Here is a 21,517-nt window from a genome sequence, read left to right as displayed (position 1 = left end):
GCGTTTTTTTGATGTGGATCACTTGCCGGGCCTCGCTCGGCGTTGCGCCGATTCGTTCTGGTCATTGAAGCCGTGGCCGAACTTGGGCAAGCTCGATTTTTTTGCCGAGTCCTTTATGCGCGCCGATGATGATGGCCCCCTGCAAACCCAGGCCACGGGCGAGACGGTCATGCGTTACCACCTGTGCTGGAAACACCGGGATCTGGACGGGGTCATGGCGCTGTATCACCCGGACATCCAGTACAACGATTTTTTCCAGAACCGGGTCATGGGCCTGGACGAGTTGCGCGAATACGTACGCGGCAGCATGCCGCGTAACCCGGACGAAGCGCTGGAGCATTCGGATCGCATACGCCTGGACGGCAATACCGCGTTCATCCAGTACCAGATGACGTTGCGCGGCGGCGAAGGGCTGGTGTCGTTCCGTTCCAGTGAGGCGATCACGGTGCGCGACGGGTTGATCTGGCGTGTCAACGAATATGCGTCCCTGGTGCGCGAACAACCGCAAACGAGCACTGCCACGAACCTGCGCCCGGCCGTCAGCCGTCTCGGGCTTTCACCACGGCAGCTCAGTTTCATGGCGCAAGACCTGCAACAGTACTTCCAGTGTCAGCAGCCCTATCTGGACCCCGAACTCGACCTGCAACGGGTGGCGAAGGAGTGCGGGTACAGCCGCAATCAGATTTCCTATCTGCTGAATCAAGTGTTGGGCCAGAGTTTCTATCGCTACGTGAACCAGGCTCGACTGCAGCATTTACTCGCGGCTCTGGAAGCCGCCACGCCACCGTTGCGCATTGATGAACTGGCGTTTGCCGCCGGTTTCAATTCGTTATCGGCGTTCTACAGCTGTTTCCGCCAGCACACGGGGCTATCGCCCAAGGCTTACGTCAAACAAATTTCTTTGCGTGCACGCGCGCACGACAGTCCCTGAGCCCACGCACTAGGATCGACGCCAACGAAGTTTGAGTGGCGGAGTCTTGCATGTCGGCGTGGCGCACTATCAGTTTGTGGATGGATCAACTCGACGAGCCCCTGTTGCCGCGCCCGGCGCTGGAACACGACCTGGACGTCGATGTCGCCATCATCGGCGCGGGATACACCGGGCTCTGGACCGCGTATTACCTCAAGCGCCTGGCGCCAGGCCTGGACATCGCCATCATTGAAGCGCAAACCGCCGGTTTTGGCGCTTCGGGCCGTAACGGCGGCTGGCTGATGGGCAACCTGTTGGGCGAAGACCGTTTATTGGCCGGTTTGCCGGCGGACCAACGCCGCGAATCCTTCGATCTTCTGCACAGCATTCCTGATGAAGTAGAGATTGTCATCGAACGTGAGGGCATCGACTGCGATTACCGCAAAGGCGGCGTGCTGTATTGCGCCGCGCGCTATCCCGAGCAGGAAGCCAGTCTGCGGAGCTACCTCGACAAGCTCTACAGCCAAGGCCTGACCGAAAGCGATTATCGCTGGCTCAGCCCCGAGCAGTTGGCGCAACAGATCAGAGTTGCGAAGCCTTATGGCGGTATCTATGCACCGCACGTCGCGACCATCCACCCGGCAAAGTTGGTGCGAGGACTGGCCAGGACGGTGGAGCGCATGGGGGTCAATATCTATGAAAACAGCGCCGTCACTCAGTGGCAGTCGGGGAGTTTGCGCACTGCCAAGTCTCAGGTTCGCAGCCGCTGGATCGTGCCGGCGGTAGAGGGTTACTCAGTCACTCTGCCGCCACTCGGCCGCTATCAGTTACCGGTACAAAGCCTGATCGTGGCCACTGAACCGCTGTCTGCCGCGACCTGGGATGAAATCGGCCTGAGCCGCGGCCAGGCGTTCAGCGAAAGCAGCCGGCAGGTCACCTACGGCCAGCGCACGGCGGACAACCGCCTGGTATTCGGCGCCCGGGGCGGCTATCAGTTTGCCGGCAAGTTGCGCCATGACTTTGACTTGACCACCAGCGAAGTGGAATTGCGGCGTTATTTGTTCGGGGAACTCTTCCCGCAACTCAAGAATGTGCGGATTACCCACGCGTGGGGCGGCAATCTCGGCATGTCCCGCCACTTCAAGCCACACATGATTTGCGATCAGGCCAGCGGTATTGCCTTGTCCGGTGGTTATGGCGGGGAGGGCGTGGGTGCCAGCAATCTGGGCGGCAGAACCCTGGCTGATCTGATTCTCGAGCGCGATACCGAATTGGTTCGCCAGCCTTGGGTCATGCCCCAGGGCGGTCTCGACAGGCTCAGGGCCTGGGAGCCGGAGCCCTGCCGCTGGCTCGGTTACAACGCGATCATCCGCAGCTTCGTCCACGAAGACCAGACCCTCGCCAACCCGGCCACGGCCCCCTGGCGCCGCAAACTGGCGAGCAAGGTGGCGGGGTTCATGGAAGGTTTCATGCAGTAAACGGCGCGCTCTTCATCTATTGGCTCAATCGACAGGTACTCCCATGGGCATCACGCAATTCAAGAACACCGCAGCATTGGAACTGGAGGAGTCGAACCCCGTCGCCGTGCCGCTGGGAACGCCGGTGGCGGTGGCTTCGACCACCAGCGTCGAGCGCGACGATGGCGTCGAAACCGGCGTCTGGGAATGCACGCCCGGCCGCTGGCGCCGGCAGATCGTTGCGCAGGAATTTTGTCACTTCATCCAGGGCCGCTGCACCTTCACCCCGGACGTCGGTGAAACACTCTACATCGAAGCCGGCGATGCACTGATGTTGCCGGCCAATAGCCTCGGCATCTGGGACATCCAGGAAACCGTGCGCAAAACCTACGTTTTGATTTTTTGATTTTTGATTTTTGATTTTTGATTTTTGATTTTTGATCCTTTGATTGCCTGCCAGCCCTCCAATAAAAAGCACCAACCGCATACAGGAATCGACTCATGATCCGAAAGACATTCACCCTGGCACCCCTTGCGCTCATCGCGTCCCTCAGCCACGCGGCCGAGACCGTCAAGATCTACAACTGGTCGGACTACATCGCCCCGGACACCACCAAAAACTTCCAGAAAGAAACCGGCATCGCCTTCAGCTACGACGTCTACGACAGCAACGAAACCCTCGATGGCAAGTTGATGACCGGCAAATCCGGTTACGACGTGGTATTCCCGTCCAACCATTTCATGGCGCGGCAGATTCAGGGTGGGGCGCTGAAGAAGCTCGACAAGAGCCAGTTGCCGAACTGGAAGAACCTCAATCCGGTGTTGCTCACCGCGTTGCAGACCAACGATCCGGGCAACGAGCACGGTTTCCCGTACCTGTGGGGCAGCACCGGCATCGGCTACAACATCGCCAAGGTCAAAGCTGTACTCGGCGACAACGCGCCAGTGGATTCCTGGGACTTGATCTTCAAGCCCGAGAACATGGCAAAACTGCAAAAGTGCGGCGTCGCCATCCTCGACAACGGCCCCGAACTGCTGCCAGCCGCGCTGAACTACCTGGGGCTGCCGCATCACAGCAAGAACCCGGAAGACTACAAAAAGGCTGAAGCGCTGCTGATGAAAGTCCGGCCGTACGTGAGCTATTTCCATTCGTCCAAATACACCAGCGACCTGGCCAACGGCGACATCTGCGTGGCCGTCGGCTTCTCTGGCGACATCCTGCAAGCCGAGACCCGTGCCAAAGAAGCCAAGAACGGTGTCGACATCGGTTATGCCATTCCCAAGGAAGGCGCCGCGATCTGGTTCGACATGGTCGCCATGCCCGCCGACGCCCCGGACGAAAAGGCCGGCTACGCCTTCATGAACTACCTGCTGCGCCCGGACGTCATGGCCAGCATCAGCAACTACGTGCACTACGCCAACGGCAACCAACAAGCTGACAGCTTGATTGACCCGGCCATAAAGAACGACACGAAGGTTTATCCAAGCCCGGAAATGATGGGCAAGCTGTTCGCGCTGGAGGCGATGCCGCTGAATATTGACAGGATTCGGACGCGGGTCTGGAACAAGATTCGGACGGGGAGTTGACAGCAAAATCCGCGCTGGATGGCATCGTGGCGTCTGGCTCCTGACATTTCATCATGAGAGGCAGGTTGTTCATGCCTGTCATTTCTGACAGGTTAAAGCCTTCCGGTTTTCTTGCTAAATGCGAGCGTTATTGGCGTCGATTCCAGACGCCAAGCGGTACGGAATTCCAGTTCACGACCGAAGCGGTTTTCCTTGATCATCAGCACGGTACCCTGCGCATATACGGGATATTCAAGGATCCCGAGTCCCCGGGTAAAGACGTGGGCATTGCGGTTACCTTTAATACAAAAAATGAAGACAGCGGTAAATATGAGTTCGATCACGCTGCGGTGAAGCTCCTTACCTACCTCAAATATGACTGCGGCAACCCCAGCACGTGGTATTGGCAAGCCGCAATTGGCACGGTTCAGCTCAACAATGGCTATCCAGCGCTCGCGGCAAGCGGACGTCTTGTCTTCGAAACGAAATCTCTTACGCAATCCCGATATGCAGTAATCGTCACCTTCGATATTTCATGATTAAGAAAAGTCTCTGTTCGTGGCGACCGGTTCATCGAGCCGGTCGGCGCGATGTCAATCCAATGGCACTCATACTAATAAGTCCGAAAAAACGAGACGCCTTCGACAAAATACAACTTACCTCTATTTAATATTTAAATACGCAATTGTCAGACAATTAGTCCGAAACCCTCAACTTGAAACTATATTTCGACAGCGCAGGCATTGTTTTCGGGTACTTGCTGGAGTTGCACAATTTGACGTCAAAAAAAATGTAGACGTTTGATTTCGAATTGTGTCAGCTTTCTTTCGCCTTCATTGGGCGAGTGATAGGACGATCTCGCCAGAGATTGTCGCTATCAGACAAAAACTGTTCCATTGCTAAACAAGGAAGTGTGTTTATGTCGAAAGTTAAAAATAACGCTATTGATCTTGCCGAACAGGCCTTTTCGCCATTGCAAGCATTGGCTGCGCCCAGTTCTGCGTACAACCAGATCGACAGCTTCAGCCATCAGTATGACCGGGGTGGCAATCTCACGGTCAATGGCAAACCCTCCTTCTCCGTCGACGAGGCAGCGACCCAATTGCTGCGTGACGGCGCTGCCTACCAGGACAAGGACGGCAGCGGCAAAATCGAACTCACCTACACGTTCCTGACCTCGGCGTCGTCGAGCACCATGAACAAGCACGGGATTACCGGCTTCAGTCAGTTCAGCGCACAACAGAAAGCCCAGGCCGTGCTCGCCATGCAATCCTGGGCCGATGTGGCCAAAGTCACGTTCACCGATAAGGCCACGGGCGGCGACGGTCACATGACCTTCGGCAACTACAGCGGCGGCCAGGACGGCGCAGCGGCATTCGCCTACCTGCCTGGCACCGGTGCTGGTTATGACGGTACTTCCTGGTACCTGACCAACAGCAGCTACACGCCAAACAAGACACCGGACCTGAACAACTACGGTCGTCAAACCCTGACTCACGAAATCGGTCACAGCCTGGGCCTGGCCCACCCCGGCGACTACAACGCCGGTGAGGGCGCGCCGACCTACAATGACGCGACCTACGCGGAAGACACCCGCGGTTACAGCCTCATGAGCTACTGGAGTGAAAGCAATACCGACCAGAACTTCAGCAAGGCCGGCGTCGAAGCCTATGCGTCCGGCCCGCTGCTGGACGACATTGCAGCGATCCAGAAGCTCTACGGTGCCAATACCACCACCCGCACCGGAGACACCACCTACGGTTTCAATTCCAACGCCGGTCGCGATTTCCTGAGCGCGTCTTCGTCGTCGGACAAGGTTGTGTTCTCGGTGTGGGATGCGGGTGGCAAGGACACGCTGGACTTCTCCGGTTTTACCCAAAACCAGAAGATCAACCTCAATGAGGCCTCGTTCTCCGACGTTGGCGGCTTGGTGGGCAACGTGTCCATTGCTAAAGGCGTCACTGTCGAGAACGCGAATGGCGGTTCGGGCAATGACCTGTTGATCGGTAACAGCGTATCGAACGAACTGAAGGGCGGTGCCGGCAACGACATCCTCTTCGGCGCGGGCGGTGCGGACAAGCTGTGGGGCGGTACTGGCTCGGACACCTTTGTGTTCGCGGCCAGCAGCGATTCCAAGCCGGGTGTAGCCGATCAGATCCTCGATTTTGTCAGCGGCCTGGACAAGATTGACCTGACCGCCATCACCAAAGGCGCGGGCCTGCACTTCGTGAGTTCGTTCACCGGTGCGGCAGGCGATGCAGTGTTGACCTCTTCTGGCGGTAACAGCCAGTTGTCGGTGGACTTCTCCGGGCACGGCGTGGCTGATTTCCTGGTCAGCACCGTTGGCCAGGCGGCGTTCTCGGACATTGCTGCGTGATGTAAAGCGACAAGGAGGGTGGCGCCGATGCGCCGCCCTCTGTGCCAAAGGCCGCAAGCCGGAGTAAAACAAGCGATGGTTCAAAACGCTTTTACCCACCGAACAACCGCGTGGTTCCTGGCGACGTTGATGATTTTTTTTGGAGAGACAGCCATGGCGAGCAGCCTGAAATTAGCAGATCCCTCGGAACTGGCCGGCAAATGGCAGGCGACCCTGAGCGCCAAAGGCGACTCGCCAGAGTCTCAAGCGTTGCAGGACAAACCGTCCAATGTATGCGTCATCGACTTTCAACAAACCCAAACACTGGGTGAGGGCGCCAGTTGCTTCAGCGCCTGGCTGAACGGCGAAACCGCTATCGGTTGGTTCCCGGAACCGGACGGCATTGCGATTACCGGCAACGAAGGTTCGAAGATTCTGTTTCTCAGCCGCCAGCGTGATGGCTCTTATAAAGCCGCATTGAAATCCACCCTGGTCATAACACTTGTGCGCCAGAAGCGGTAATTAACAGGCCGCGGCTAAAAGAGTGACGGTCATTATCGTTATAAGCACCAAACCAGATTAAAAGTTGTTATTGGTTTGTAAGCGCTAGTGCGCCAAACCTATATCCGCCTCTGCGCGGACAGTTAATGGAAACTTCGTCAGGTATGACGAGGAATAACACCTCAGGAAGAACCCATGAAGATGGCAAAGAGCCCGGCCACCGCACCGTTATTCAAGGCATTGGGTGACTATAAAAGCATCCTGATCAGCGTCGGTTGTTTCACTGCGTTAATTAACGTGCTGATGCTGGTCCCGTCGATTTACATGCTCCAGGTCTACGACCGGGTGCTGTCTTCGCAAAACGAAACCACCCTGGCCATGTTGTCGCTGATGGTGGTCGGATTTTTCGCCTTTATCGGTTTGCTCGAGATTGTGCGCAGCTTCATCGTCATCCGCATCGGCAGCCAACTGGAGCGCCGTTTCAACCTGCGGGTGTATCAGGCCGCGTTCGAGCGCAACCTGCTCAAGGGCGAGGGCAACGCCGGGCAGTCCCTCGGGGACCTGACCCACATTCGCCAATTCGTCACCGGTCCGGCGCTGTTCGCGTTCTTCGATGCGCCGTGGTTTCCGGTCTACCTTTTCGTGATTTACCTGTTCAATGTCTGGCTGGGCGTGTTTGCGACCGTGGGCGCATTGGTGCTGATTGGCCTCGCTTGCCTCAACGAGGCGATGACCAAAAAACCCTTGGGCGAAGCCGCCGGGTTTTCCCAGAAGTCCAGCCAACTGGCCACCAGTCACTTGCACAACGCCGAAACCATTCAGGCGATGGGCATGCTCGGGGTGTTGCGCAAGCGCTGGTTCCAGGTGCATTCGCGTTTCCTCGGCCTGCAGAATCAGGCCAGCGACACCGGTGCCATCATCAGTTCCCTGAGCAAAACCTTGCGTCTGTGCCTGCAATCCCTGGTCCTGGGGCTGGGCGCGTTGATGGTGATCAAGGGCGACATGACCGCCGGGATGATGATCGCCGGTTCCATTCTGATGGGCCGGGTCCTGAGCCCCATCGATCAGTTGATCGCGGTCTGGAAACAGTGGAGCGGCGCCAAGCTCGCTTACCGTCGTCTGGATTCGCTGCTGCAAGCCTTTCCTCCAAGTGACGAGGCCATGACGCTGCCGGCGCCGAAAGGCCAGATCACCTTTGAACAAGTCAGCGCCGGTCCACCGGGGCAACGTGCGGCGACCCTGCACCTGGTCAATTTCAGCCTGGGTGCCGGCGAAGTGTTGGGCGTGCTTGGCGCCTCCGGCTCCGGCAAGTCGACCCTGGCCCGGGTGCTGGTCGGCGTCTGGCCAACCCTCGGCGGCACCGTCCGGCTCGATGGCGCGGACATCCATCGCTGGAACCGCGACGACCTCGGTCCGTACATCGGTTACCTGCCCCAGGACATCGAATTGTTCAGCGGCAGCATCGCCGAAAACATCGCCCGGTTTCGCGAGGCCGACCCGCAAAAAGTCGTCGAAGCCGCGCAACAGGCAGGCGTCCATGAATTGATCCTGCGCATGCCGCAAGGCTACGACACGGTGCTGGGCGAGGACGGCAGCGGCTTGTCCGGCGGCCAGAAGCAACGAGTGGCATTGGCCCGCGCGCTGTACGGCAACCCGAGCCTGGTGGTGCTGGATGAACCCAATTCCAACCTCGATACCGTGGGCGAAGCGGCGCTGGCCAGCGCCATCGCGCACATGAAAGCCCAGGGCACCAGTGTGATTCTGGTGACCCATCGTTCCTCGGCGCTGGCCCAGGCCGACAAATTGCTGGTGCTCAACGACGGTCGCTTGCAGGCTTTCGGCCCAAGCCAGGAAGTGCTCAAGGCGCTTGCCGGTAACCCGTCAGGCGCCCAGGAACAGCAACGTGAAAAAACGCCGCAAGCACCGGGCGGGCTCAGCATGAGTCGCCAGTATCAGCCCACGACAAGGAATTCGGGTGTATGAGCAGCGCTCGCATGAACACTGAAAACGAAGCGACGATGGAGCACGATTACATCGCCGAACGCCCCGAGCGTGATGCGCGTTTCTTCGCCCGCATGGGCTGGATTCTGGCGATCGTCGGCGCCGGCAGTTTCTTCACCTGGGCCAGCCTGGCGCCACTCGATCAAGGCATTCCGGTGCAAGGCACGGTCGTGGTTTCCGGCAAGCGCAAAGCCGTGCAATCGATGAGCAACGGCGTGGTCAGCCGGATTCTGGTGCGCGAGGGTCAAGTGGTAAAGCAGGGCCAGCCGTTGTTCCAGCTCGACCAGACCCAGGTCGCGGCCGACGTGCAATCGCTGCAAGCGCAATACCGCATGGCCTGGGCCAGCCTGGCGCGCTGGCAGAGTGAACGGGACAACCTCAAGCAGGTGAATTTCCCCGCTGAACTGAGCAACGATCCCGACCCACGCTTGGCGCTGGTGCTCGAAGGCCAGCGGCAATTGTTCAGCAGCCGCCGCGAAGCGTTTTCCCGCGAGCAGGCCGGCTTGCGCGCCAGCATTGAAGGCGCCAGCGCGCAATTGGCGGGCATGCGCCGCGCGCGGACGGACCTGACGGCTCAGGCCAGTTCGCTCCAACAACAACTGAGTAATCTCCAGCCACTGGCGGACAACGGCTACATCCCGCGCAACCGCTTGATGGAGTTCCAGCGGCAACTGTCGCAGGTGCAGCAGCAATTGGCGGAAAACAGCGGTGAAAGCGGCCGGGTCGAACAGGGCATTCTTGAGTCGCGCCTGAAGCTGCAACAGCACATCGAGGAATACCAGAAGGAAGTCCGCACGCAACTGGCCGACGCGCAACTCAAAAGCGTGACGCTGGAAGAGCAACTGACCTCCGCCGGGTTCGATCTGCAACACAGCGAAATCATCGCCACCGCCGACGGCATCGCGGTCAACCTTGGGGTTCACACCGAAGGGGCGGTGGTCCGCCAGGGCGAAACCTTGCTGGAGATCGTGCCTCAAGGCACTCGCCTGGAAGTGGAAGGGCACCTGCCGATCAACCTGATCGACAAGGTCGGCACCCACTTGCCCGTGGACATTTTGTTCACGGCGTTCAACCAGAGCCGTACACCGCGCGTGCCCGGCGAAGTCAGCCTGATCTCCGCCGACCAGATGATCGACGAGAAAACCGGCGCGCCGTACTACGTGCTGCGCAGCAGCGTCAGCGACCAGGCGATGGAAAAACTCAACGGCCTGGTGATCAAGCCCGGCATGCCGGCGGAAATGTTCGTGCGGACCGGTGAACGTTCACTCCTCAACTATTTGTTCAAACCGCTGCTCGACCGGGCAGGCTCCGCATTGACCGAGGAATAAGGATGTTCGGTTGTATGAATAAGCTTTTAATGCTCGCCGCCACCCTGGCGTTGCTGACGTGCAACAGTGTGATGGCCGTCATGGGGCCGTTCGATATCTACGAGCAAGCGTTGCGCAATGACCCGGTGTTCCTGGGGGCGATGAAGGAGCGGGACGCCGGCCTGGAAAACCGCATCATTGGCCGGTCCGGGCTGTTGCCCAGGATCGGTTACACCTACAACAAGGGGCGGAACACCTCCAAGGTGACCCAAATCAATGAAGGTCGTCCGGACTTCACTGAGGACCGCAACTACAGCAGCTATGGCTCGAACCTGACCCTGCAACAGCCGTTGCTCGATTACGAAGCCTACGCGGCCTATCGCAAAGGCGTGGCGCAGTCGTTGTTTGCCGACGAAGCCTTCCGCGGCAAAAGCCAGGAACTGCTGGTCCGTGTGCTGGAAAACTACACCAATGCGCTGTTCGCCCAGGATCAGATCGACATCGCGCTGGCGAAGAAGAAAGCCTTCGAACAGCAATTCCAGCAGAACGAACAGATGTTCCGCCAGGGCGAGGGCACGCGCACCGATATTCTCGAGGCCGAGTCCCGTTATGAACTGGCGACCGCCGAGGAAATCGAGGCGCGCAACGAGCAGGACGCGTCCTTGCGTGAACTGGGCGCGCTGATTGGCGTGCCGGCCGTCGACATCTCGGACCTGGCGCCGCTGGACCAGAACTTCCAGACCTTCAGCCTGCAGCCCGCCAACTACAACTCCTGGCACGAGATGGCCGTGGCCAATAACCCGAACCTGGCCTCGCAGCGCCAGGCAGTGGAAGTTGCGCGTTATGAAGTCGAACGCAACCGCGCCGGGCACCTGCCGAAAGTCAGTGCCTACGCTTCGGTGCGTCAGAACGAATCGGAAAGCGGCAATACCTACAACCAGCGTTATGACACCAACACCATCGGCATTGAAGTCAGCGTGCCGTTGTATGCCGGCGGCGGGGTGTCGGCGTCGACCCGTCAGGCCAGCCGGACCATGGAACAGGCCGAGTACGAACTGGATGGCAAGACCCGGGAAACCCTGATCGAGTTGCGGCGGCAATTCAGTGCCTGCCTGTCGGGTGTGAACAAACTTCGGGCTTATCAGAAAGCCCTGACATCGGCCGAAGCGCTGGTGGTCTCGACCAAACAAAGCATCTTGGGTGGCGAGCGGGTGAACCTGGATGCGTTGAATGCCGAACAACAACTATTTACCACCCGCCGGGATCTGGCGCAGGCAAGGTATGACTACCTGATGGCCTGGACCAAGTTGCATTACTACGCCGGGACCTTGAGCGAGCAGGATCTGACAAAGGTGGATGAGGCATTCGGCCAGGGCCCAAGGAGTCAATGATTTCCTCAAGAAACACCACATTTTTACCAACTGCTACAGATTCATTGCGGCCCTTAATGGGCAACCAGAATTCTAAAAACGCCAAAAAAGCGAGAAGTGATGAACATGGATGTACAGATCAAGCCGATGTCGGTCGGCACGTTGTTGCTCTGGATTTCAGTAGTGCCCGGCTCGGCTCAGGCGCTTTATCAGGAAACCGGCACTCTGGGTGATGCGGGCAGTTGGCGTACCACAGAATTCCAGCGTGACTGGGGACTGGCCCGCATGCAGGCCGACCAAGCCTACGCCGCCGGCATCACTGGCAAAGGCGTGAAAATAGGCGAGCTCGATTCAGGCTTCGATGCGGCCCATCCAGAATTCGCCACCGACCGTTACCACGCGGTGCTGGCCAGCGGCAGTTACGTCGACGGTTCACTGTTCAAAGTGGATGGTACCCTCAACACAAACAACGATTCCCACGGCACCCACGTCGCCGGCACCATCGGCGCCTCCCGCGATGGCACCGGCATGCACGGTGTGGCGTACAACGCGCAGGTCTACGTCGGCAACACCAACAAGAACGACAGTTTTCTGTTCGGCCCCCATCCCGATCCGCGCTACTTCAAAGCGGTCTATAACGCCTTGGCCGACGCTGGCGTGCGGGCGATCAATAACAGTTGGGGCAGCCAGCCACCGGATGTCAGCTACCGAACCCTCGGCGATCTGCACGCCGCTTACGCGCAGCACTGGAACAAAGGCACCTGGCTCGACGAGGCGGCGGGCGTTTCCCGACGCGGCGTGATCAACGTGTTCAGCGCCGGCAACAGCGGTTACCCCAACGCCAGCGTGCGTTCGGCCTTGCCGTATTTCCAGCCGGACCTGGAAGGTCACTGGCTGGCGGTGTCGGGGCTGGATCAAAGCAACCAGCAGAAGTACAACCAGTGCGGGATCGCCAAGTATTGGTGCATCACCACCCCCGGCGCGAAGATCGACAGCACCATTCCCGACGGCGGTTATGCGATAAAGTCCGGCACGTCCATGTCCGCGCCGCATGCCACCGGCGCCCTGGCGCTGGTGATGGAACGCTATCCGTACATGACCAACCAGCAGGCGCTCGAAACCCTGCTGACCACTGCCACCCAACTCGACGGTTCAATCACCCAGGCACCGAATACCCGCGTCGGCTGGGGCGTGGCCAACCTCGAACGGGCGATGCGTGGGCCGGGGCAATTGCTCGGGCGCTTCGACGCCAATCTGGGGGCAGGGCAGAGCGATGTCTGGAGCAACGACATCTCGGACAACGCGCTGATCCAGCGTCAGAGCGAAGACGCGGCCGAACGCAGTGCCTGGCAACAGACCTTGAGCACCAAAGGTTGGCAGAACGGTGTGCCTGCCGGTGCCAGCCAGCAGGATCAGACGGATTACGCCGTCGGCATGGCTCGCGATTCAGCCGCCGCCAGCCGGATCTACGAAGGCAGCTTGATCAAGTCCGGTGCCGGACGGTTGATGCTGACCGGTGACAACACCTGGCGCGGCTCGACCGCGGTGAATGGCGGACTGCTGTCGGTCAACGGTTCGTTGGCATCCAGTGTGACCGTGAATGACAGCGGCACGCTGGGTGGGTCGGGCCGAATCGGCGCTCTGACGGCCAACCGCGGCGCTACGGTTGCGCCCGGCAATTCCATTGGCACCTTGCAGGTCAGCGGCGACGTCACGTTTGCGCCGGGCTCGACCTACGCGGTGGAGCTGTCGCCGACCGCTAGCGACCGGATCATCGCGGGTGGCACGGCCACGGTCAGCGGCGCGACGGTCAGCCTGTCTCTGGAAAACAGCCCGACCTTGCTCAGCGCTCAACAAGTGCAAAGCCTGCTCGGTCATCAATACAACATCCTGCAAGCGGCCGGCGGAATCCAAGGTCAGTTCGGCGCGGTGCTGCCCAATTATCTGTTCATCGGCGGCAGCCTCGATTACGCCGCCACCGGCATTCAACTGAGTGTGGAGCGCAACGACACGACCTTCGCCAGCGTCGGCCAGACGCCGAATCAGCGAGCCGTCGCCTCCGCCGTGGAAGGGCTTGGGGCGGGTAATCCGGTTTACGAAAGCCTGTTGCTGTCGCCGTCTGCGGGTACCGCGCAGCAAGCGTTCCAGCAGTTGTCGGGGGAAATTTATCCTGCATTGGGCTCGGTGCTGATCAACGACAGTCGTTACCTGCGTGACGCGGTCGGCGAGCGACTGATTGACGCCAAAGGCACTCAAAACAATGGCTGGATCAAGGCGCTGGGTGCCTGGGGCAAGACCGATGACCGCCATGACACCGCCGGTTACACCACCTCGATTGGCGGCTTGCTCGCCGGTGTCGATGGCGTGATCGACGAGCAAACCCGGATCGGCCTGGTCACCGGCTACAGCGACAGTTCGGTGAGCATGGGCTCGGGCACTCATTCATCGGCCAAGGTCGACAGCTATCACCTTGGCGCTTATGCCGGCCGCGAGTTGGGCGCCTGGCGCCTGAGTGCCGGCGGTGCCTACAGCTGGCATCGCGCCGACGTCAAGCGTGACCTGCAATACGGCGACGTCAGCGCCAAGCAGAAGGCCAAGGTTGATGCCGGCACCACTCAAGTGTTCGGCGAGGCGGCGTATCGCCTGAACCTGCAACCGCTGGCGCTCGAACCCTTCGTCAACCTGGCCTACGTACACCTCGACACCGAAGGCTTCACCGAGAACGGTGATGCCGCCGCACTGAAAAGCAGCGGCGACACGCGTGACGCGGTGCTCAGCACGTTGGGTGTGCGCGCATTGAAAACCGTGAACCTGTCCGCTCAGCAGCAACTCGACCTGAGCGGTAGCCTCGGCTGGCAGCACAACCTGAGCAATACCGATGCCGAACAGCACCTGGCGTTTGCCAGCGGCAGCACGGCGTTCTCGGTGGAGGGTTCGCCCATGGTGCGTGATGCGGCGCTGGTCGGCGCCCATGCCAGCCTGGCCCTGAGCCGCGACATTCGCTTGAACCTTGATTACACCGGCCAACTGGCCAGCCGCGAGAAGAGCCATGGCGTAGGGCTGAGCCTCAATTGGCAGTTCTAACGCGTGTTTCACAACATAGAAGTGTGCTTTTTAAGGCACAGGGATTTTGGCAAGACAACTAAGGATGGTCGCTGGATGAAAGTTAAGAACAACAACCTATTCGCCTTGAAAACCCTCAACCGCGCTCTGCTCTGCGCATTAACCTCAATAGGTACCGCACAAGCAGCGCCCTACGTGGAAAACGGCAGAGCAGGCGACCCCAACAGTTGGCGCAGCGCTGAGTTCAACGCTGACTGGGGCCTGGGCGCCATCAACGCTCAGGAAGCCTACGCCGCCGGTTACAGCGGCAAGGGCGTGAAGCTGGGAATCTTCGATCAACCGGTTTACGCCCAGCACCCGGAATTTTCCGGTGCCAACAAAGTGGTGACTCTGGTCACCAGCGGTATCCGCGAATACACCGACCCGTACATCCCGGTCAAAGCCGGCGATGCGTTTTTGTATGACGGTTCGCCCTCGGTCGGCTACGACGGCAAGCTCGGTTCCCACGGCACTCACGTCGGCGGGATTGCCGCAGGCAGCCGCGACGGCAACCCGATGCACGGCGTGGCGTACAACGCGCAAATCATCAGCGCCGACAACGGCGACCCGGGCCCTGAAGACGGCATCATCCTCGGCAACGACGGTGCGGTGTACAAGGCCGGTTGGGATGCGTTGATCGCCAGCGGTGCGCGGATCATCAACAACAGTTGGGGCATCGGCATCACCGATCGCTTCGATCTGGGCGGGCGCGACCCGGCGTATCCGCATTTCACCGTGCAGGACGCGCGACTGCAGTTCAATCAGATCCAGCCCATCCTCGGCACCCGCCAGGGTGGCGCGTATGACGGTGCGATTGCGGCCGCTCGCAGCGGCATCGTGACGATCTTCGCTGCCGGCAACGACTACAACCTGAATAACCCGGACGCCATTGCCGGCCTGGGCTATTTCGTCCCGGAAATCGCGCCGAACTGGATGACCGTCGCGGCCTTGCAGAAGAACCCGGACCTCAACAGCCCGGACCTCTACAACATCAGCATCTTCTCGTCGCGCTGCGGCTACACCGCGAGTTTCTGCGTGTCGGCACCGGGCAGCAAGATTTTCAGCGCGGTGATCGGCGGCACCAATGCCGATAACATGACCATCGGCTACGCCAACAAAAACGGCACCTCCATGGCAGCACCGCACGTCGCGGGTGCGGTGGCGGTGTTGATGGAACGCTTTCCGTACATGACCGGTGCCCAGGTTGCCAGCGTGTTGCGTACCACGGCCACCGACATGGGCGCACCGGGTGTCGACGCGCTGTACGGCTGGGGCATGATCAACCTGCGCAAAGGCATCGATGGCCCGGGGATGTTTGTCACCGAGCAAGACATTCCCGAGGAGTTCCGCATCCAGGGGGCCTACGGTTCCAGTCAGTTTGTGGCGGACTTGCCGGGCATCGGCGCGATTATCGACGCGGGCAAACCGACCGAACGGGTGTGCAACGATGTGCATTGCGGACTGGACGTCTGGCGCAACGACATCTCCGGCCATGGCGGCCTGACCAAGCAGGGCGTCGGCACGCTGGTGCTGACCGGCGCCAACACCTACGCTGGCCCGACGCTGGTCAATCAGGGCCGATTGGCCATCAATGGCTCGCTGCTCTCGGCTGTCACCGTCAACGACGGCGGGATCCTCGGCGGTAACGGCCGCATCGGCGCATTGACCGCGAAAAGCGGCGGCACCGTGGCGCCCGGCAATTCCATCGGCACCCTGCAGGTAGCGGGCGACGTGACCTTCGAGCGTGGCTCGACTTACGCCGTAGAGTTGTCGCCAACTAGCAGCGACCAGATCATCGCGGGCGGTAAAGCGGTGATCGACGGCGCCACCGTCAGCCTGTCCCTGGAAAACAGCCCGACCTTGCTGACCACCAGCGAAGTGCAATCCCTGCTTGGCAACCAATACAACATTCTGCAAGCGGCCGGCGGGATCGAAGGCCGTTTCGGTGCGGTGCTGCCGGACTACCTGTTCATCGGCGGCACGCTCGACTACTCGGCCAATGGCATCCAACTGGCGGTAGAACGTAACGCCGCGTCCTTCGCCAGCGTCGGCCAAACCCCGAACCAACGCGCTGTCGCGGCTGCCGCCGAGCAATTGGGCGCGGGCAATCCGCTCTATGAAACCCTGCTGCTTTCGCCGACCGCCGCCGTCGCGCAACAAGCGTTCCAGCAACTGTCCGGTGAGATTCATCCGGCGATCGGCACGTTGCTGATCAACGACAGTCGTTACTTGCGCGACGCTGTTGGCGAACGTCTGCGTGAGCGTGAGCTGTTCGATGCCGCGGCACCGACCGATGACCGCAGCAACGCTTGGGTCAAAGTCCTTGGCGCCTGGGGCAAGAGCGATGGAGGGCATGACAACGCCAGTTCCAACAGCTCCATCGGCGGCTTGCTGGCCGGTGTTGACGGTCTGATTGCTGAAGATACGCGGTTGGGTTTCGTTACTGGATATAGCGACAGCTCGTTGAGCATGGGCGATGGCACGCATTCATCGGCCTCCGTCGACAGCTACCACTTGGGTGCCTACCTGGGCCATGAAATCGATGCACTGCGCTTGAGCGTCGGCGGCGCTTACAGCTGGCATCGCATCGACGTGAAACGTGACCTGCAATTCGGAGACGTCAGCGGCAAACAGAAATCCAAACGCGATGCGACCACCGCTCAACTGTTCACCGAAGCCGCGTATCGCCTGGACCTGCAACCGCTGGCACTGGAACCGTTCGCCAACCTGGCTTACGTGCACCTCAACCGCGACAGCTTCACCGAGAAGGGTGATGCCGCAGCGCTCAAAGGTGGCGAAGACAACCGTGACGCCGTGCTCTCGACCCTCGGTGTGCGGGCGAGCAAAGCCATTGCGCTGTCGGATAAACAGCAGCTGGAACTGTCCGGCACCCTGGGCTGGCAGCACAACCTGAGCAACACCCGTTCCGAAGATCATCTGGGCTTCGTGAATGGCAACACCGGGTTCAGCGTGCAGAGCGTGTCCCTGGATCGAAACGCCGCCGTCATTGGTGCGCGCGCGGGTCTGGCGGTGGCTCAGGATGTGCGGGTGAGCCTGGATTACAACGGACTGCTGGGCTCCAACGAGAAAGACCACGGTGTAGGTCTGACACTCGACTGGCAGTTCTGATTTCACGCAAAGGAAGCAAACAACATGGGACTGTTTGATTACAAAAATGCGGACGGCAAAGCGTTGTACAGCGACGCCATCGCGCTGACGCTGTATGCGTACACGCCAACCGGCCAGCCGCTGCCGGCCACCGGTTGGGCGCCGATTGGCGCCAAGCAGCTGGGTTATCAAGGCAAGGTCGGCGCTCAGGGCACCTTCTATGGCGAGAAGGACGGCTTCACCAGCGCCGAAGCTGAAGTCCTAGGCAAGTACGACGCGGCGGGCAAGCTGATCGGTATCGGCATTGCCTTCCGTGGCACCGGCGGCCTGGGTTACAGCGACACCTTCGGCGACATGAAGAACAACCTGCTGGCCGCCGTCGGCCCGGTGGATTACGCGACGAACTATGCGAAAAACGCCTTCGACAACTTGCTCAAGGACGTTGCCGCGTTTTCGATCGCCCATGGTCTGAGCGCCAAGGAGGTGATGGTCAGCGGCCATAGCCTCGGTGGGCTGGGGGTCAATAGCCTCGCCGAACTGAGCGGCAGCAACTGGGGTGGTTTCTTCAAGGACGCCAACTACATCGCGTTCGCCTCACCAACCCAGAGCGCCACCGGCAACAACGTGCTGAACATCGGCTACGAAAACGACCCGGTTTTCCGGGTGCTCGACGGCACCACGTTCAGCAGTGGTTCCCTGGGCAAGCACGACGGTCATCAGGAATCGGCGACCAACAACATCGTCAACTTCAATGACCAGTACGCGTCCCCCTCGCAGAACCTGGTGCCGTTCAGCATCCTCAATCCGCTGAACTGGTCGGCTCATGGCTCGTTGGGCTATGCCGACGGTTTGAACCGGGTGATCGACTCGCGTTTCTACGACCTCACCGACAAGGACTCGACGCTGATCGTCTCCAACCTGGCGGAATCGTCCCGGGGCAAGACCTGGGTCGAGGACCTGGGTCGCAGCGGCGAGCCCCACACCGGCAGCACCTTCATTATCGGCACCAACAGCAACGACTTGCTCAAGGGCGGTGCCGGCAATGACTTTATCGAAGGCCGCGACGGCGACGACCGGTTCCGCGATGACGGTGGCTACAACCTCCTGCTGGGCGGCAAGGGCAGCAACACCTTCGAATTGCAGAAGCCGTTGCAGAACTTCAGCGTTGCCAACGATGGCGACGGCACGCTGTACGTGCGGGATGCCTATGGCGGCATCAGCATGACCCGCGACATCGGCGCGCTGGTCAGCAAGGAGTCGGGTTCGTGGTGGGGAAGCAAGGAGGTGACTTACAGCGTCACCGCCAACGGTTTGCTCAATGGCGGTGAACTGACCCACTACAACCACTCGCTCAACGGTGACGCCTACGGCAACACATTGGCGGCGAGCGTCGACGGCGACTGGTTGTTCGGCAACGCCGGGGACGATTTGCTGCGCAGCGACAAAAGCCAGGTGACCTTCGTCGGTGGCGCAGGCAATGACGTGATGCACGCCTCGGGTGGCAACAACACGTTCCTGTTCAGCGGCGCCTTCGGTTTCGACGCGATCAATGGCTACCAAGGCAGCGACAAACTGGTATTCCTTGGCGTTCAGGGCGCGGGGCAGGGTTATGACTACAAGCAACACGCTTCGCAGTCGGGCCATGACACGGTGCTGAAGGTGGGCGATTTTGCCGTGACCCTGGTCGGGGTGGGACTGGACAGCCTGTCGGCTTCAGGCATTACGTTTGCGTAAAGGCTGCATGCACTAAATGCTCCGGGGCGCCTCGGGAACGAGGCGTTCTGGCTGTGAGCTATCTCTGACAATTCCAACAAAAGAGAGGCAATACCCATGGGTGTGTATGACTACAAGAACTTCGGCACAGCTGATTCCAAAGCGTTGTTTACCGACGCGATGGCAATCACGCTGTATTCCTATCACAACCTCGACAATGGCTTTGCCACGGGTTACCAGCACAACGGCTTCGGCCTTGGCTTGCCGGCCACCCTGGTTACCGCGTTGCTGGGCGGCACCGATTCCCAGGGCGTGATCCCCGGCATTCCGTGGAACCCCGATTCGGAAAAAGCCGCATTGGAGGCCGTGCAAAAAGCCGGCTGGACGCCCATCACGGCCTCGCAACTGGGCTATGACGGCAAGGTCGACGCCCGCGGAACGTTCTTCGGCGAGAAGGCCGGGTACACCAGCGCGCAGGTCGAGATCCTCGGCAAGTACGATGCCCAGGGGCACCTCACTGAAATCGGCATCGCCTTTCGCGGCACCAGCGGCCCGCGGGAAACCTTGATCAGCGACTCGTTCGGCGACGTGATCAACGATCTGCTGGCAGCGTTCGGCCCCAAGGATTATGCGAAAAACTATGTGGGCGAAGCCTTCGGCAATTTGCTCGGCGACGTCATGGCATTTGCCCAGGCCAATGGCCTGTCGGGCAACAACGTGCTGGTCAGCGGCCACAGCCTCGGCGGGTTGGCGGTCAACAGCCTGGCGGACTTGAGCACGGACAAGTGGTCCGGGTTCTACAAGGATTCCAACTACATCGCCTACGCGTCCCCGACCCAGAGTAGCACCGACAAAGTGCTCAATGTCGGCTATGAAAACGACCCGGTGTTTCGAGCCCTCGACGGTTCATCCTTCAACCTGTCGTCGGTGGGCGTACACGATGCCGCCAAGGCCTCGGCGACCGATAATATCGTCAGCTTCAACGACCACTACGCCTCGACGGCGTGGAATGTGCTGCCGTTTTCCATCCTCAACATCCCGACCTGGATCTCGCACCTGCCGACCGCCTATGGCGACGGCATGAACCGGGTGATCGAATCGAAGTTCTACGACCTCACCAGCAAAGATTCGACGATCATCGTCGCCAATCTCTCGGACCCGGCGCGCGCCAACACCTGGGTTCAGGACCTCAATCGCAACGCTGAAACCCACAAGGGCAGCACGTTCATCATCGGCAGCGACGGCAACGACCTGATTCAGGGCGGCAAGGGGAATGACTACCTGGAGGGGCGCGACGGTAACGACAGTTTCCGTGACGGTAGCGGCTACAACATCCTGTTGGGTGGCAAGGGCAGCAACGTGCTGGACTTGCAGCAGTCGGTTAAAAGCTTCGGCTTTGCCAATGACGGTGCCGGCAACCTCTACGTCCGGGATGCCAACGGCGGCATCAGCATCACCCGGGACATTGGCAGTATTGTCACCAAGGAACCGGGGTTCTTGTGGGGGCTGTTCAAGGATGACGTGACGCACAGCGTCACGGCCAATGGCCTTGCCGTCGGCAACAACCTGACCCAGTACGCGTCATCGGCGAAGGGCGGCGCGGGGGCCGATACGCTCAAGGCGGATGCGACGGGCGATTGGTTGTTCGGCCTGGACGGCAACGATCATTTGATCGGCGGCCAGGGCAACGATGTGTTTGTGGGCGGGGCAGGGACTGACCTGATGGAATCGGGGGGCGGGATTGATACGTTCCTGTTCAGCGGTGCGTTTGGTCAGGACCGGGTGCTGGGGTACCAGGCGAATGACAAACTGGTGTTCCTTGGGGTTCAGGGCGTAGCGCCGAATGATGACTATCGGGCCCATGCCACCGCGGTGGGGCAGGATACGGTGCTGACGTTTGGCGCGGATTCGGTGACGTTGGTGGGGGTTGGGCTGGATAGTCTGTCTGGCTCAGGGATTGTTATTGCCTGACAGTGATGTGGCGCCGGTAAGGGCCTCTTCGCGGGCAAGCCTCGCTCCTACAGGGGTGTGCGATTCCTTGTAGGAGCGAGCGGTTCGGCGTCCCGACTTGCCCGCGAAAAACGATAACGCGGTAAACCTGCCTGAACACGTGACCCGACAGTCAC

At 60.1% G+C, this 21,517-nt stretch carries 14 protein-coding genes; all 14 read left to right on the top strand.

Going from position 1 to position 21,517, the window contains the following annotated elements:
* Positions 1-115: 115 nt before the first annotated feature.
* The 14 genes from ACYZTM_RS00715 (at position 116) to ACYZTM_RS00650 (ending at position 21,362) form a co-directional block, all read left to right on the top strand.
* Positions 116-931, top strand: coding sequence for a helix-turn-helix domain-containing protein (locus ACYZTM_RS00715; RefSeq protein WP_461989272.1), 816 nt, complete (start codon positions 116-118; stop codon positions 929-931).
* Positions 932-981: 50 nt separating this feature from the next.
* Complete coding sequence (locus tag ACYZTM_RS00710; RefSeq protein ID WP_461986390.1) at positions 982-2,388, top strand: NAD(P)/FAD-dependent oxidoreductase; 1,407 nt, start codon at positions 982-984, stop codon at positions 2,386-2,388.
* Positions 2,389-2,431: 43 nt separating this feature from the next.
* Complete coding sequence (locus ACYZTM_RS00705; protein ID WP_131058566.1) at positions 2,432-2,773, top strand: cupin domain-containing protein; 342 nt, start codon at positions 2,432-2,434, stop codon at positions 2,771-2,773.
* Positions 2,774-2,868: 95 nt separating this feature from the next.
* Complete coding sequence (locus ACYZTM_RS00700) at positions 2,869-3,954, top strand: polyamine ABC transporter substrate-binding protein (protein ID WP_131058565.1); 1,086 nt, start codon at positions 2,869-2,871, stop codon at positions 3,952-3,954.
* A 71-nt stretch (positions 3,955-4,025) separates the two neighbouring features.
* Complete coding sequence (locus tag ACYZTM_RS00695) at positions 4,026-4,472, top strand: hypothetical protein (RefSeq protein ID WP_461986387.1); 447 nt, start codon at positions 4,026-4,028, stop codon at positions 4,470-4,472.
* A gap of 380 nt (positions 4,473-4,852) precedes the next feature.
* On the top strand, positions 4,853-6,310 hold the full coding sequence (locus tag ACYZTM_RS00690; RefSeq protein ID WP_131058563.1) for a serralysin family metalloprotease: 1,458 nt from the start codon (positions 4,853-4,855) through the stop codon (positions 6,308-6,310).
* A gap of 75 nt (positions 6,311-6,385) precedes the next feature.
* Positions 6,386-6,811, top strand: coding sequence for an AprI/Inh family metalloprotease inhibitor (locus ACYZTM_RS00685; protein ID WP_461989270.1), 426 nt, complete (start codon positions 6,386-6,388; stop codon positions 6,809-6,811).
* A 174-nt stretch (positions 6,812-6,985) separates the two neighbouring features.
* Positions 6,986-8,773 (top strand): type I secretion system permease/ATPase, encoded by a 1,788-nt coding sequence (locus ACYZTM_RS00680; protein WP_131058562.1) that lies wholly within the window; start codon positions 6,986-6,988, stop codon positions 8,771-8,773.
* Positions 8,770-10,119: an HlyD family type I secretion periplasmic adaptor subunit gene (locus tag ACYZTM_RS00675; RefSeq protein WP_131058561.1), complete on the top strand. Its 1,350-nt coding sequence runs from the start codon at positions 8,770-8,772 to the stop codon at positions 10,117-10,119. Before ACYZTM_RS00680 ends, ACYZTM_RS00675 begins: the two co-directional genes overlap by 4 nt.
* A gap of 2 nt (positions 10,120-10,121) precedes the next feature.
* Positions 10,122-11,489, top strand: a complete 1,368-nt coding sequence (locus ACYZTM_RS00670) for a TolC family outer membrane protein (RefSeq protein ID WP_461986384.1) — start codon at positions 10,122-10,124, stop codon at positions 11,487-11,489.
* Between the two features lie 105 nt (positions 11,490-11,594).
* On the top strand, positions 11,595-14,552 hold the full coding sequence (gene eprS / locus ACYZTM_RS00665; RefSeq protein WP_461989268.1) for an autotransporter serine peptidase EprS: 2,958 nt from the start codon (positions 11,595-11,597) through the stop codon (positions 14,550-14,552).
* Between the two features lie 75 nt (positions 14,553-14,627).
* The gene (locus ACYZTM_RS00660) at positions 14,628-17,699 is read left to right on the top strand and encodes an autotransporter domain-containing protein (protein WP_461986382.1); all 3,072 of its coding nucleotides are present in this window, start codon (positions 14,628-14,630) and stop codon (positions 17,697-17,699) included.
* 24 nt (positions 17,700-17,723) lie between these two features.
* Positions 17,724-19,412 (top strand): polyurethane esterase, encoded by a 1,689-nt coding sequence (locus ACYZTM_RS00655; protein ID WP_461986380.1) that lies wholly within the window; start codon positions 17,724-17,726, stop codon positions 19,410-19,412.
* 96 nt (positions 19,413-19,508) lie between these two features.
* On the top strand, positions 19,509-21,362 hold the full coding sequence (locus tag ACYZTM_RS00650; RefSeq protein WP_461986378.1) for a polyurethane esterase: 1,854 nt from the start codon (positions 19,509-19,511) through the stop codon (positions 21,360-21,362).
* The last annotated feature ends 155 nt before the right edge of the window (positions 21,363-21,517 follow it).

This window comes from Pseudomonas sp. MDT2-39-1 (genome assembly GCF_054898085.1).
This window is presented reverse-complemented; position numbering and strand designations above follow the sequence as displayed.

Coding starts and splice junctions, on each gene's coding strand:
- ACYZTM_RS00675 (WP_131058561.1), top strand. CDS start 8,770: ATGAGCAGCGCTCGCATGAACACTGAAAACGAAGCGACGATGGAGCAC.
- ACYZTM_RS00705 (WP_131058566.1), top strand. CDS start 2,432: ATGGGCATCACGCAATTCAAGAACACCGCAGCATTGGAACTGGAGGAG.
- ACYZTM_RS00685 (WP_461989270.1), top strand. CDS start 6,386: ATGGTTCAAAACGCTTTTACCCACCGAACAACCGCGTGGTTCCTGGCG.
- ACYZTM_RS00655 (WP_461986380.1), top strand. CDS start 17,724: ATGGGACTGTTTGATTACAAAAATGCGGACGGCAAAGCGTTGTACAGC.
- ACYZTM_RS00650 (WP_461986378.1), top strand. CDS start 19,509: ATGGGTGTGTATGACTACAAGAACTTCGGCACAGCTGATTCCAAAGCG.
- ACYZTM_RS00700 (WP_131058565.1), top strand. CDS start 2,869: ATGATCCGAAAGACATTCACCCTGGCACCCCTTGCGCTCATCGCGTCC.
- ACYZTM_RS00690 (WP_131058563.1), top strand. CDS start 4,853: ATGTCGAAAGTTAAAAATAACGCTATTGATCTTGCCGAACAGGCCTTT.
- eprS (WP_461989268.1), top strand. CDS start 11,595: ATGGATGTACAGATCAAGCCGATGTCGGTCGGCACGTTGTTGCTCTGG.
- ACYZTM_RS00680 (WP_131058562.1), top strand. CDS start 6,986: ATGAAGATGGCAAAGAGCCCGGCCACCGCACCGTTATTCAAGGCATTG.
- ACYZTM_RS00670 (WP_461986384.1), top strand. CDS start 10,122: ATGTTCGGTTGTATGAATAAGCTTTTAATGCTCGCCGCCACCCTGGCG.
- ACYZTM_RS00660 (WP_461986382.1), top strand. CDS start 14,628: ATGAAAGTTAAGAACAACAACCTATTCGCCTTGAAAACCCTCAACCGC.
- ACYZTM_RS00695 (WP_461986387.1), top strand. CDS start 4,026: ATGCCTGTCATTTCTGACAGGTTAAAGCCTTCCGGTTTTCTTGCTAAA.
- ACYZTM_RS00710 (WP_461986390.1), top strand. CDS start 982: ATGTCGGCGTGGCGCACTATCAGTTTGTGGATGGATCAACTCGACGAG.
- ACYZTM_RS00715 (WP_461989272.1), top strand. CDS start 116: ATGCGCGCCGATGATGATGGCCCCCTGCAAACCCAGGCCACGGGCGAG.